Origin of the sequence: Streptomyces sp. NPDC058751, from assembly GCF_042746485.1 — a bacterium.
Lineage (GTDB): Bacteria > Actinomycetota > Actinomycetes > Streptomycetales > Streptomycetaceae > Streptomyces.
The window spans coordinates 18,939-31,893 of the sequence record NZ_JBHYPZ010000037.1 but is presented as its reverse complement, the minus strand read 5'-3'; the positions used below and the strand labels follow the sequence as shown (position 1 = coordinate 31,893).

Sequence of the window (12,955 nt, the reverse complement as noted above, 5' to 3'; positions counted from 1 at the left end):
TGATGCGTCGGTGGTCCAAGGAAAGACGCCCCGCTTCCTGCGGGGAAGTGCAGGTGCAAGGCCTGCCCGGCGCTCTGTGAAGACCCCTGTCGCGTTCCGCGCGACAGGGGTCTTTTCGTTGTCCGGCGGGGCCCACGACCGCCCCCGTCGGAAATCACCCGTGCCGGCGTTCGTCAGCGTGAGGCGGCCGCGCGCAACACCCATTCGTGCGTCGCCGCGGCACGCAGGGCGGTCTCCAGGTCGCGGACCTCGTCCGACAGGGGATCGTCGCCGCCGAAGACGCGGTCGGCGAGCTCGGCGAGTGTGTCGCCGTCGTCCGCCGCCGGGGAGAACAGCACGTCGTACAGCGTGTCGCAGCTCTCAAGCCGGACTTCGGCCGCCGCCACGCCGGTCCACACATCCGCGCACCGAAGCCGCAGCAGTGTGACGAACGACCGCAGGACGTCCCGCCGGACGTCCGGGTCGGCGCTGGCGCGCAACCGCGCCCGCAGACCGGCGTACAGCCGTGGCAGGCCGAGGCCCAGGACACGCGTACCCGCGTACGTCCACAGCGCCGATCCGGTGCCGGCGCCGCAGGCTTCCCAGCGGTCGTTCCACAACAGACGGGTGAAAGCGGCGCGCGCACGGTCGCCGTGCAGGGAGATCCCCAGGATCAGACCGCCGTTGCAGTCGACCGAGGCATGGTCCTCACCCCATGCGACGAGCCGGTCCAGCCACGCCGGGTCTTCGGTCCTCGGGGCGAGGACGGGAAGGAACTCGGGGAACAGGGCGGACCCCTCGTGCTTCTCCAGCGCCTCGCCGATCGCGTCCCGCAACTCCTCGCACGGCAGGTGCAGCAGGCCCAGGCACGCGTCCCGCGACACGTGGTGCGAGCCGTCGACGTGTTCCCACAGCAGGGGCGCGGCCGGGGCGTACCCCAGGCGGCCCACGGCGTGGAGCACGCCGGACGGCACGTCGTCGCGCAGCCGTCCCCCCTCGACCGTCGCCTCCAGCAGGCGCGCGGCCAGCCGCCGGTCGCCGTGACGGGCAAGGACCGGCACCAGCGCCTCGTGCGCGGCGGGCGCCGAGAGGAACAGCGGGAGGAGCGCCTGCGCGTCCGCCGGGCCGCCGTGCCGGAGCACGGCCTCGGCGGCCATGGACTCCCACGGCCCCGCCGCCCCCGGGGCGTCGTCGGAGCATCGGTCGAGTATGGCCCGTGTGGCCGGGGACAGCGTCAACTCGGCAACCGCCTCTGTGTGGACAACAGCGCCCATCATGGCCGAAGCCGTTCACGCGACGCCACGCCGTTTTTGCACCTCGCCGAGGTGCCCGGCCAAGGCTGTCCACGGCGGCTGCGGACGCCCCGCTGCGCGCGGCAGTGACCGACGACCCGACAGGGCCACCGCGTCCAGGGCGTGACGCGCGCCACAGGAACTTCGGGCGGGGCACGGAGAGTACCGAGTGTGAGTCATAAACAACCAGCGCAGTCCACGCGCGCGCGGATACGGGCGGGGGAGCGGGCGGCGTTCGCCGAGCTCTACGACCAGTACGCGCGGGCGGTCTACAACCACGCCCTGCGGCTGACCGGCAACTGGTCACAGGCCGAGGAGGTCATGTCCGAGACGTTCCTCGCCGCCTGGCGCGGCCGGGAGCAGGTCGAGCCGGAGGGCGGACCGTTGGGTCCCTGGCTGCTGGGCATCGCCACGCACAAGGCACGCAACGCCAACCGGAGCCTGCGCCGACGCCTCGCCTTCCTCGCCCGCAGCCCGCAGCCGCGTCCCGTGGAGGACTTCGCGGAGGAGACGGCGGGACGGATCGACGACGCCCGCCGGCTCGCGCTGGTCCACCAGGCACTGGGCCGGCTGCGCCGCCAGGAGCGTGAGGTGTTCGCGCTGTGCGTGTCGGCCGGACTCGACTACCGGCAGGCCGCGCAGACACTCGGCATTCCCGTCGGCACCGTACGGTCGAGGCTCTCGCGCGCCCGGGCCCGGCTCGCCCGGCTCAGCTCCGGGCAGGACGGCGCGAGGACGGAACCCCCCGGCCCCCGCGGAGAGACGGAGAGTGAGGCCGCGTTCGCGGCCCTGTTCCTGCAGGAGGGGACCCGATGAACGCCGACGGCCGACAGGCCGAGGACGCACTGGAGTTGCTGTCCGCGCCGGCCCGATGGGACCTCCCGCCGGAGCGGCACCTCCACTACAAGGACGTCCTGATGCAGCAGATCGACCAAGACCTCGCCCACACCCCCGCCCCTGCCCCGGCCACGGTGCCGCGCCGCCGGCCGACGCGTCCGGCCGTCCTGGTCCCCCTCGCCTCGACGGCGCTGGCCGCGGCACTGGCCGCCACCCTCACCCTCACCGGCACGGACGGCCACAGCCCCGCACCGGCGGACCGGGCCGCCACCGGCAGCGCCCGCCCCCAGAACGCCTCCGTCACCCTGAACCGGATCGCCGTCGCCGCCATGGCCAGTGACGCCACGCCGGTCAGGGACGACCAGTTCGTGTACGTCAGGAGCCTGACGGTGGAGAACAAGGGCACGTTCGAAGGCCCCGTGGAACTCGGCGCCCCGCACACGGTGGAGACGTGGACCTCGCAGGACCCCGGACCCCTCACGACCCTCGGCTGGATGCGCGAGTCCGGCAAGGACGCCGTCATGCCCGATGAGACCATCCCCGTCGAGTCGTCCGACCCGGTCCCGGCAGGCATCGACCACCCCACCTACACGTGGCTGTCCTCGCTGCCGACCGACCCCGACACCCTGCTCACCCGGCTGCGCCGCGACGTCCGCGTGTCCGACGGAGAATCCAGGGAACAGGCCGTCTTCTCCCTGATCGGCGACCTGCTGAGCCAGACGCTCATGCCGCCGCGGAACACCGCCGCGCTGTACAAGGCGGCCGCGAGGATACCGGGCGTCGAGGAGATCCCGGACGCCGTCGACGTGGCCGGCCGGCACGGCATCGCCATCACCCGCGAGGACGCCTCCTCCGCCACCCGCGACGAATGGATCTTCGACAGGCGCAGTCTCGCGTTCCTCGGCGCGCGCGGCTTCATCACCCACGACAAGCAGAAGGGCATCACGTCCGACACGCTGATGGGCAGCACCGCCGTCCTGCGGCGCGCCGTCGTCGACCACCACGGCGGGAAAACCGCGGGGACCGACAGCTGAACGGCCAGGGGCGAACCCGGACGGTCCGACCGGCCCGACCGGGTTCGCCCCTGCCTGCCGGGGTCCGGGGGAGGCGAGCAGGCCGGCGAGGCCTTCGAGCGCGCCGGGACCGGGGAAGAGGATGGGATGATCTGTCCTCTCCGGCACGCCTGACGGCGCCACGTGTGCCGGATCGCCGGCGACCGACCCCAGGAGGACGAAGGACCGATGACGCTGAACGTGGGCCAACGGGTGCGGCTGGCGACGGAACTCCGGCTGGCCGGCTCGGTGACCCCGGCCGGGGAGCCCCCGCGGGAGACGGGCGCCTTCACCGCCTCGGTGGCCCTGGCGGCGGGCATCGAGGGCACCGTCGAGCGGGTGGACGAGCACCACCGGGAGCAGGGCCACGAGGTCCGCGAGTACCTGCGCCTCAAGTCCCTCCTCGACGACTTCGGTCACCAGATGCCGCCGGCCAGCAGAAGCCAGCTGGAGGAGCAGGTCGACTCCTTGGAAGAGCAGTGGACCGCCTACCAGCGACAGATGCTCCGCGTCACGGCCCGCGTCCGCCTCGACAACGGATTCGTCCTCGACGACGCCCCCGAGGAGGCTTTCACCCCCGCCTGACCGGGTGCCGCGACACTCGCCGCCCGCGGGCCGGCCACGGCCACGCTCACGGGCAAAGCCAGGCCACAAGGCCAAGGTCACGGCCATGGCCACGGTGAAGCAGGGGCCGCCCTGCCGCGTGCCGACCGGTAAGGATTCCTCCCGGGCGCGGAGCGTCGGCAGAGGAACCGGGCCTGCCGCACTGCCTGGAGGGCGAAGTCCCGGGTCCGGCGCCCGGGGTCACGGCGAGCCGCCGGCAGCCTGACGCCGGGCCGTGCAACCACCCCGGCGACCGCCCTGGGGCCGACGCGGCCGGACTCCTGAACCTGTCCAAGGACCCGGGTAGCCCGCATGGTGGAACGGACGCATCCTTCCTGTTGACGGGTCGTTGGCCCGGCATGAAAAAGATCATGATGCTGACCGCGCTCCCCCTCGCGGCGCTGGCCCTCTCCGCGCCGGCAGCACAGGCCGACAACGACTCCAACTTCGGCCCCGGCGTGAACGCGGCAACCAACTGGACCTTCAGCGCGGCGTCCGTCTGCTTCCAGGAGTTGGCCGTCGTCCCCGTCGGCGGTGCCTCCCTGGGCAACGCGGTCAACCACTGCGTCAACGGCAACGTACTGAACCATTCCTCCTGAGCCCATGAGGGACAGCCGGGCCGGGCGACCTCTTGGCAGGACTTGGCCGGCCCGGCTGTCCGGTCCGTCCCGATCCGGCGGGCGTGCCGCGGTCCGAAACCCGGAGCCGGTCCCGTGCCGGGGCGTCCCGACTTCCCGGATCTGTGCAGGTCACCACGTGTTTCCGGGTGTCGACCTGGCAGGCCGTGCAGAAGGTGGCGGTGCGCATGCCGACGTGGAACGAGGGACCGGCCGCAACGACGCGTTCGCCCGTCGTGCGCTCCCTGCGCCGGGGCGAGCGGGCGCGCTCGGGGGCGCGCTCGTCCAAAACCGAGCAATTCGACGGCAGGTACGGGATCAGGAAGCCGTCGATATCAGGCATCGGCTACGGGAAGAGCGGCGCGCCGCGTTCGCGGCCATCCTTGACCGGTGCAGCGAAGTCGAGGCCACCTTCGGCCCGGTCATCGCTGCCCGTGCCCGGCCGGACTGGGACGATGACGCTGACCACCGGGAACTGTGGACTCCCACCAGCACTGCCTTGGACTCACTTCAGCGGGCTGTGACGGCCGTGGCTATCACCGGCCCGGACCACATGGCCCACTTGGCCGATGCCATCCACGAGGAAGTCCGGGCCAGGGCGAACGCAATGCGCCTTCCCGCGGCGGATTTCGCGCAGCGTGTCCGCATGTTCGCAGAACACGGCACGGTGCTGGAAGAGGCGCAGCGCACCTTCATCCAGGAGGCCAGGACCGTGCTTGCCACTCCGATGCGCTGACTTGAGGCAACAGCAAGAACGCATGAGACGGGACAGCAGTCCGGCTCCCCTGCTCCCGAGACCTGGTGGAGCCTGTTTCTGAACCCGCTGGCGCTACGGGAAGGCGTCACGGGTCTGTCGAACGAACGGTGAACACGACGGTCACCACTGGGTGATGAGCGGTGTGTCCGGTTCGTGCTGCCGCCAGGCGTCGGTGAGACGGGTGAGACGGTCAGGGGCGGCGATGCCGCGCACGGTTGCGATCTTGCCATCTGCGATGTCGAACGTCACGGCGCCGATGACCTGGCCGCCGATCACGAAGAGGACGGCGGGGGCGCCGTTGACGAGCGCGTAGTGGACGGCGGGCGTGCCGCCGGCGAGTCGCCGTTTCGCGGGGGTGGGTTTGAAGCCGGCCCGTGCGACGGCGGCGATGCGCTGCGCGGTGTCGAACTGCAGCAGCTTCTCGGTCAGGCCGGCGCCGTCGGAGATCGCGGTGGCGTCGTCGGTGAGCAGTGCGACCAGCCGTTCGGTGCGGCCCGAGGAGGCGGCGGCGAGGAATTCCTCGACGATCCTGCGGGCGGATGCCCGGTCGACTTCACCGCCGCGGCGGCGCGCGGCGGTGATGCGGCGCCGGGCCCGGTGGAGGTGCTGCTGGCTTGCGGACTCGGTGAGGTCGAGGATCTCGGCGATCTCGGCGTGACTGTGGGAGAACGCTTCGCGCAGGACGTAGACGGCCCGCTCGACGGGTGACAGGCGCTCCATGAGGGTCAGCACGGCGAGGGAGACCGATTCGCGCTGCTCGAACGTGTCGGCCGGGCCGAGCATCGGGTCGCCGTCGAGGAGCGGTTCGGGCAGCCAGGCGCCGGCGGTGCGTTCGCGGCGGGCCTGCGCCGAGCGGAGCCGGTCGAGGCACAGGTTGGTGACGACCTTGGTCAGCCATGCTTCCGGCACCTTGATCCGCTGCCGGTCGGCTGCCTGCCAGTGCAAGAACGCATCCTGCACGGCGTCCTCGGCGTCGGTGGCGGAGCCCAGCATCCGGTACGCCAGCGAGGCCAGCCGGTTCCGGCTGGCCTCGAACCGACTGGTGTCGAAGCGGTCAGTGTCGGCGCTGTCCACGCGGATCACCCTAGACAGTCTCTGGTCGGCTACGCGAACGCGTTCTCGGCGGACGCATCCGGGGCGACGACCAGGCGGCGCTTCCGCTTGGGCAGGCCGAAGGTCGGGTGCGAGGTGCTCCACAGCGACATCTTGAGGATGCCCGACTTGATCCGTGCGGCCTTCCAGCCGCCCATATGCTTCGGCTTCGCCTGCCCTTCGTCGTCAACCATCTGCAGAATTCCGTCCCGCCGCCCGAGGCTGATGTGGTTGCCCAGGTACTCCAGCTTGGTGTCCGGGATCCTGCGGCCGGTCAGGCGTCCCACGATCGCGGCCGTGGCCTGCATGCCGGTGTAGCCGGCCGAAGCGCAGGACATCGGCAGCGGCCGGCCGTTGTCGCCGATGGCGTAAGCGCTGTCGCCGACGGCGTAGACGTTCGGGTGCGAGACCGACCGCATGGTGCGATCGACGACGATCCGGCCGTTCTCGCCGACCTCCAGCCCGCCGGCGGCGGCGACGGGGCTGACCGCGAACCCGGCCGTCCACACGGTCGCGTCGGACGCCAGGGCGGTGCCGTCGGCGCACAGCACCCGCGCCGCTTCGACGGCTTCGACCTCGGTGTGCTCCAGGACGGTGATGCCCAGCCGGTCGCAGGCCTGGCGCAGGTGGCTGCGGGCACCGGCGGAGAGCCGAGCGCCCAGCTCGCCGCGGGCGACCAGCGCCACCGACAGGCCGGGCCGGGACTCGGCGATCTCGGTGGCGGTCTCGATACCGGTCAACCCGTCGCCGACGACCACCACATTCCGGCTTTCGCCCTGCACGCCCAGGCCGTCCAGACGCTCGCGCAGGCGCAGCGCCGAAGGCCGGGAGGCGACGTCGAAGGCGTGCTCGGCCGCGCCGGTGACGGCGCGGTCGTCGCCGTGGCTGCCGAGCGCGTACAGAAGCGTGTCGTAGCCGAGCTCGCCCCCGCCGTCGGCGTCGGCCACGGCGACGACCCGGCGCTCGGGGTCGACGGCGGTGACTCGGGCCAGGCGCAGCCGTATCCCCGTGCCCGCGAAGACATCGGTGAGCTGTGGAGCCTCGATCTCCTGGCCGGCCGCGAGCTGGTGCAGCCTCAGTCGCTGGACGAAGTCCGGGTCGGCGTTGACCACGGTGATCTCGGTGTCCGCCGGGGACAGCCGGCGGGCCAGGGTCCCGGCCACGTAGGACCCGGCATAGCCGGCGCCGAGGACGACGATGCGATGCTTCATGTGCTGCTCCTGTCGGTTCGCTCGCTCCTGGTGACTTGAGCGGAACAGCGCCCCGATCGCTGACAGGAACTGCATGTGGCATGGGTCACAGAGCGGCAGGAGTGGCAGCGAAGGATCGGCTGCTCTTCGGCGAGTTCGAGACCTCCCGCGCCCTTGGCCCCTACTACCAGCGCCACGGCTTCACCGTCCTCGACCCCCAGGACACGATCGACATCGGCACCCCGCTGACCGGTATGCCGATGCGGCTCTGCGCCGGCCCGGGGGAGACCTTCTTCCACCGATGGCGGGGCCCCATCAGGTAACTGGCCCGCCACGCGCGTCGACGGCCATCCAGAACGGGCGAAGCGGTCGCGCTGGCCGGCGGTCCGCTGGGCACTGCGGCGAGCCGCCCCTGGGTGTCAGCCGAGCCTGTCTCCACCTCCCCCCGTGGCCGCGTCCAATGCGTACAGGTAGCCGTCACCGCTGCCGATGTACACCACGCCCCACACGACTGCCGGTGAGGACCTCACTGGGCCGCCGGTTTTGAAGGTCCAGCGGCATCTGCCGGTGGCTGCGTCCAGCGCGTACAGGTAGCCGTCGTCGCTGCCGATGTACACCACGCCCTCCGCGACTGCTGGTGAGGACCTCACTGGGCCGCCGGTTTTGAAGGTCCAGTGGCATCTGCCGGTGGCTGCGTCCAGCGCGTACAGGTAGCCGTCGTCGCTGCCGATGTACACCACGCCCTCCGCGACTGCCGGTGAGGACCTCACTGGGCCGTCGGTTTTGAAGGTCCAGTGGCATCTGCCGGTGGCGGCGTCCAGCGCGTACACCTGGCCGACCCTGCCGTGACTCCGGAAATCCCTGCTGCCGATGTACACCACACCCCCCACGACTGCCGGCGATGAGCGCCCCACCACCCAGCCGGTTTCGAAGGCCCAGCGGCATCTGCCGGTGGCGGCGGCCAGCGCGTACACCTGGCCGTTCCAGCTGCCGATGTACACCACACCCTGCACGGCCGTCGGCGACGATCCCACCGGGTAGCCGGTTTTGAAGGCCCAGCGGTGGTGGCCGGTGTTGGCGTCCAACGCGTACACACGCCCGTCGTCGCTGCCGATGTATACCGCGCCTTGCACGACCGTCGGCGACGAGTGCACCCCGTGACCGGTTTCGAAGGTCCAGCGGCGTCTGCCGGTGACGGTGTCCAGTGCGTACACCCGGCCGTCCAGGCTGCCGATGTGCATCACACCGCGCATGCCCGCCGGCGACGACACCACCGCCCCCTCGGTGATGCCGGTCCAGCGACGTCTGCCGGTGTTGGCGTCCAATGCATGCACCTGCCCGTCCAGGCTGCCGATGTACACCATGCCCCACAGGACCGCCGCCGACGACGTCCCCACCGGGCCGGTACGAACCTTCCACGGGGTGAAAGCCCACGGCCTTCTCCTACTGGGCACAGGAGCCGGAAAGCCGACGGCCGAGATGGGCGGGGCAAGAGCCGGACTCGGAGAGACAGCCCGAGCGCGGATGACCTTCGGCGCGGCCAAGGCCCTGGGGTCCTCCAGCACCTTCGTGGGGGGAAGGACCGGAGGGCCGACGACTTGGGTGGGGGCCAAGGCCCTGGGGTCGTCCAGCTCCTTCGCCGGTGGAAGGACGGCCAGGGCGGCAGGCGGGCGGGGCGGCCTCGGCGGTGCGGCCGAGGCGATGACCGCGGTTGCGGCGAGACGGCCCAGGGCGCCCCGGGCCTGGGCGGCGGTCGGCCGGGCCCGGGGATCTTTGGCGAGCAGGGCGGCAACGAGTTCGTCGAGGGGTTGCGGGATCTCCGGGCGGCCGGCACTCGCAGGCCGGGGTGTCTCGTGCAGGTGGGCATGCATGACCGCTTCACTGGTCGGCCGCACGAACGGCGGCCGGCCGGTGAGCAGTTCGTGGAGCAGACAGCCCAGGGAGTACAGGTCGCCCTGGACACCGACCTCGCCGCGCACCCGCTCCGGGGCCGTGTAGGCGGGGGTCCCGATGACCTGGCTGGCCTGGGTGAAGACATCCACGTGACGGGCGACGCCGAAATCGAGAATCTTCACCCGCTCCTGAGGCGTTCCCTCACCGGTGACCATGATGTTGGCCGGCTTCAGATCCCGGTGCACGATGCGTGCAGCGTGCGCGGCACCCACCGCGTCCGCGATCTGCGCCGCCCACTCCAGCACACGGCCCACCGCCAGCCACCCCCGTCCCTGCCCCCGCAGGACCGCGGCCAGGTCCCGGCCCCGGAGGAGTTCCATGACGAGGTAGAACGTGCCGTCGGCGTCCTGGCCGAAGTGATGCACCGTCACCACGCCGGGATGGTCCAGAGCACCGGCGGTGCGCGCCTCACGCTCGAACCGCTCGACCTGCGCGGGGGAACCCTCGGCCAGGTGCATGACCTTGACCGCCACCCGGCGGCCGATACGCCGGTCCCACGCGGCCCACACCTGCCCCATGCCCCCACGGCCCAGCAACCGCTCCAGCTCGTACTGACTGCCGAGCACCCGGCCGATCATGTACGCCCCCCGCCCCGCCCGCAAGAACCCCGCCCTGCAGCCGCAGTCTAAAACGCCCACCACCCCCCAATCCCCTCAATCGCCCACCCCGCGCCCCGCCTCCGGCGCCGCAGCCGCGCCCCGGAACCGGCACCGCCACGGACCTCACACCCCTGCTGCACCCCGCACCCCCTGGACGATGATGCCGGTGCGCCGAAGCCGGACACACCCGATCGTGGCCCACGACCCCGCCCCCAGCAGGAGCACCCACCCCGACGGTGGCCGGGACCCGAGCCCCGGCCACCCCACCCTCACAGCTGCGCCCGGTTGGCTTCGACAGTGTGAGCCGGCCCGCTTGTCAGTGGGTTTCGGCCCCGCTTGACGATCGCCTGGGCATGACCGGTCAGTGTGCTTCGGCCCCGCCCTCGCGTCGCAGTGTGAGGTCCAGGGGGCGGCTGCGGCCTGTGGGGTATCCGTCGACGGGGAGATGTCTGTGATCGTCTGGGTGAACGGAGCGTTCGGCAGCGGGAGGAGCACGCTGGTGGATGAACTGCGGCCGCGCTGGCCCGAGGCTCTGGTCTACGACCCGGAGATGGTCGGCTATGTGCTGCGCGAGATCGTGGAGGTCCCGACCGGCGATTTTCAGGATCTGCGGCTGTGGAGGCGGCAGGTCGCGGATCTGGCCGTGGCACTCGTCGAGGAGTACCAGCGGCCCGTCCTGGTGCCCTATGACTCTCCAAGAACCGCCAGGCCCCACCGGTGTGGTTGTGGTCCTCAAAGACCAGCGCCGTCCCGGAGGACGTGGACCTGTGGTGGCAGGTGTTCCTCAGGAGATTCGACCTGGAGCACACATTCAGGTTCGGAAAGCAGACACTCGGCTGGACCGCCCCGAAGATCCGTACTCCCCAAGCCGCAGACCGCTGGACGTGGCTCCTGGTCGTCGCCCACACCCAACTCCGCCTCGTCCGGCCACTGGCCACCGAACTCCGCCGGCCCTGGGAAAAACCGGCCAAGCCCGAACACCTCACCCCAGCCCGGGTCCGCCGGGGGTTCAGGAACATCCGCGCACACCTGCACTGCCCCGCCCATGCTCCTCAACCAACCGGAACCGGACCCGGACGCCCTCCCGGCTCGAAGAACCGGCGGCCCGCCACCCGCTACGACGTCGGCAAGACCGCCAAACGCCCCGAGACCCTCAAGGCCATCGGCAAACCTGGAAGATCTTGGTAGATAAAGAACAAGCTGAGATCATCTCAACACCCACCGGGCCGCCGGGATGCGCGAGTACGCGGCGGCACACCACTGGCTCACCATCGTTCAACTTCCCGCTTACGCACCGGATTTGAATCCGGTGGAGGGCGTCTGGCCGCTGTTACGGCGCGGCCCTTTGGCCAACACCGCCTTCACCGACGACGAGCACCTCGAACGCACCCTCCGCCGGAGCCTGCGTCACATTCAGCTCCGCCTCGATCCGATCGACGACTGCCTTGCCGGCACCGAACCCACCCTCAACCATCGACCGACAACAGTCCGAAGACCTCAGCAACGCAGCCTGACCGACGCCTGACGTTCAGCGCGCTGGGCGGAAGAGCCCCGCCCGTACCCCACCCGTCCCGGGCTGACTCTGCCCCCTGTTGGCCGGGGAGGCTCAGATGTTGCTCAGACCGCTTGCCCGGCCTCTGCCGCGATGGTCGGATCACCACGTGTTCGAGCGGCACCGGCCGTTCACCGCAAGGGGGACTCGTGGAACGTGACCGCCGAAGTCTGCCAGTAAGCACTATGCGCGTAAAAGCCAGGACGGCAGCCGCGTACGCCGTTGCCGGCATGGTCCATCTCATGACGGCCGCGCTGTTCATCGGCAGCGTGTTGCTGATCGTCACCGGATTGCACACGGTTGTCCAGCCCATGATGGGCCTGACGCTTCTGGGCCTGGCTCTTGCTCTGCGTCCGCGGATCGGACAGCTGAATCCCGACCTGCCCACGCTGCGAGAGGCAGACGCCCCGGCGTTGTTCGACCTGTTGGGCGGCATAGCCGACACGTGCGGAGTGCAGCCCCCCGATACGGTCCAGCTCGCTCCGGAGTTCTCGGTCACCGTCACCCACTACGGGGTCCGCCGGAAGCGCTGCCTTGTTGTCGGCCTCCCGCTCTGGGCCGCTTACCCGCCCCAGCAACGCATTGCCGCGATAGCCCACGCACTGGCCTACACGGCTCCTCGCAACGCCCCCTCCCGCGCATTCGTCGCCATGGCCCTCGAGTCACTGACCGCCGGGACGGGGACCGTGCGAATCAACGACACCGCGTACATCTCCTGGAATCCCCATCCTCTCGCCTTCGATTCGGACCACGTGGCGGCCGGAGCAAGAAGCTTCGACATCCGGGGCAAGATCAGTGAGTTGGCGCTGTGGATCCCGAGGACGGCCATGGCCGCGACAGCGCGCCTGCTGCTCCGGCTCACGCTGCCGGCCGCCCGGGGCGCACTGCTGGAGGCGGACGACGCGGCAGCCCGTACAGCCTCCTGCGAGGCCGCTGTCGCCGCGCTGAACGACCAGGACCTTGCTCGCCCGGTCTGCGTGGAAGCGCATCGCCTGGTGATCGAGACGAAGACACTCGCCCCCAAACGATCCACCACAGCCCCCCAGCAGGACTTCTGGGAGAAACTCGCCCGTCAGGCGGCACGCCTGCGCGAACAACGAAGCGGTGATGCCACCCGTGGTTCTCTCGATGCTTCGCGCGTGGCCCGGTTGAGCGCTGCGCCGAGGCACCGGGCGGCGATCACTCTGGATGAGCCCGGCCTGACCCGTATCGCCGACGAGCTTCGCCTGCCCGAGAAGGCGGTGGTGGACAAGATGATGCGTGACGGCGTCGCTGAGGCACAGCAGCCCATTGCACTGCGTTGACGGCTTGGTCCGCGATGGAGGGGCGGGCGTGCTGCCTGGCGGTTCGGCTGATGGCTGATCAGCAGGCGCCTGCCGGGCGAGCACGAGGCCGGCGCTCGGCTTCCGCCTGACCAGGTGCATCCGATCGA

General features: G+C 70.9%; 11 protein-coding genes and 3 pseudogenes. 10 read left to right on the top strand and 4 right to left on the bottom strand.

Annotation, left to right across the window (positions count from 1 at the left end; translation table 11 throughout):
• Positions 1 to 173 precede the first annotated feature (173 nt).
• Entirely contained in the window at positions 174 to 1,136 is a 963-nt protein-coding gene (locus ACFW6B_RS29520) for a hypothetical protein (RefSeq protein ID WP_386600645.1), read from the bottom strand.
• A gap of 306 nt (positions 1,137 to 1,442) precedes the next feature.
• On the opposite strand from ACFW6B_RS29520, the gene ACFW6B_RS29515 reads away from it, so the two are divergent.
• The 5 genes from ACFW6B_RS29515 to ACFW6B_RS29495 all read left to right on the top strand — a co-directional run bounded on the left by ACFW6B_RS29515 (position 1,443) and on the right by ACFW6B_RS29495 (position 5,116).
• Positions 1,443 to 2,087 carry an RNA polymerase sigma factor gene (locus tag ACFW6B_RS29515; protein WP_386600643.1) on the top strand — a complete coding sequence of 215 codons (645 nt, stop codon included), beginning with the start codon at positions 1,443 to 1,445 and terminating at the stop codon, positions 2,085 to 2,087.
• Positions 2,084 to 3,142, top strand: coding sequence for a CU044_5270 family protein (locus ACFW6B_RS29510; protein ID WP_386600641.1), 1,059 nt, complete (start codon positions 2,084 to 2,086; stop codon positions 3,140 to 3,142). Before ACFW6B_RS29515 ends, ACFW6B_RS29510 begins: the two co-directional genes overlap by 4 nt.
• 207 nt (positions 3,143 to 3,349) lie before the next feature.
• Complete coding sequence (locus ACFW6B_RS29505; protein WP_386600639.1) at positions 3,350 to 3,745, top strand: hypothetical protein; 396 nt, start codon at positions 3,350 to 3,352, stop codon at positions 3,743 to 3,745.
• Positions 3,746 to 4,122: 377 nt separating this feature from the next.
• A complete protein-coding gene (locus ACFW6B_RS29500) occupies positions 4,123 to 4,362 on the top strand; it encodes a hypothetical protein (protein ID WP_386600637.1) in 240 nt (79 codons plus the stop codon).
• Positions 4,363 to 4,576: 214 nt separating this feature from the next.
• The gene (locus tag ACFW6B_RS29495; RefSeq protein ID WP_386600635.1) at positions 4,577 to 5,116 is read left to right on the top strand and encodes a hypothetical protein; all 540 of its coding nucleotides are present in this window, start codon (positions 4,577 to 4,579) and stop codon (positions 5,114 to 5,116) included.
• 141 nt (positions 5,117 to 5,257) lie between these two features.
• On the opposite strand, the gene ACFW6B_RS29490 is transcribed toward ACFW6B_RS29495, so the two are convergent.
• Positions 5,258 to 6,211 carry a sigma-70 family RNA polymerase sigma factor gene (locus tag ACFW6B_RS29490; protein ID WP_386600633.1) on the bottom strand — a complete coding sequence of 318 codons (954 nt, stop codon included), beginning with the start codon at positions 6,209 to 6,211 and terminating at the stop codon, positions 5,258 to 5,260.
• 29 nt (positions 6,212 to 6,240) lie between these two features.
• Positions 6,241 to 7,440: an NAD(P)/FAD-dependent oxidoreductase gene (locus tag ACFW6B_RS29485; protein ID WP_386600631.1), complete on the bottom strand. Its 1,200-nt coding sequence runs from the start codon at positions 7,438 to 7,440 to the stop codon at positions 6,241 to 6,243.
• A 101-nt stretch (positions 7,441 to 7,541) separates the two neighbouring features.
• Between ACFW6B_RS29485 and ACFW6B_RS29480 the strand changes: the two genes are divergently transcribed.
• Positions 7,542 to 7,742 (top strand): hypothetical protein, encoded by a 201-nt coding sequence (locus ACFW6B_RS29480; RefSeq protein WP_386600629.1) that lies wholly within the window; start codon positions 7,542 to 7,544, stop codon positions 7,740 to 7,742.
• Between the two features lie 96 nt (positions 7,743 to 7,838).
• On the opposite strand, the gene ACFW6B_RS29475 is transcribed toward ACFW6B_RS29480, so the two are convergent.
• Entirely contained in the window at positions 7,839 to 9,938 is a 2,100-nt protein-coding gene (locus ACFW6B_RS29475) for a PQQ-binding-like beta-propeller repeat protein (protein ID WP_386600626.1), read from the bottom strand.
• A gap of 484 nt (positions 9,939 to 10,422) precedes the next feature.
• On the opposite strand from ACFW6B_RS29475, the pseudogene ACFW6B_RS29470 reads away from it, so the two are divergent.
• The 4 genes and pseudogenes from ACFW6B_RS29470 to ACFW6B_RS29455 form a co-directional block, all read left to right on the top strand.
• Positions 10,423 to 10,656 (top strand): annotated as a pseudogene (locus ACFW6B_RS29470) (TmrB-like protein); the annotation flags it as partial.
• A 29-nt stretch (positions 10,657 to 10,685) separates the two neighbouring features.
• Positions 10,686 to 11,159: pseudogene (locus tag ACFW6B_RS29465) on the top strand (transposase); the annotation flags it as partial.
• A 16-nt stretch (positions 11,160 to 11,175) separates the two neighbouring features.
• Positions 11,176 to 11,496: pseudogene (locus ACFW6B_RS29460) on the top strand (transposase); the annotation flags it as partial.
• A gap of 269 nt (positions 11,497 to 11,765) precedes the next feature.
• Positions 11,766 to 12,827 (top strand): M48 family metallopeptidase, encoded by a 1,062-nt coding sequence (locus tag ACFW6B_RS29455; RefSeq protein WP_386600625.1) that lies wholly within the window; start codon positions 11,766 to 11,768, stop codon positions 12,825 to 12,827.
• Positions 12,828 to 12,955: the final 128 nt, after the last annotated feature.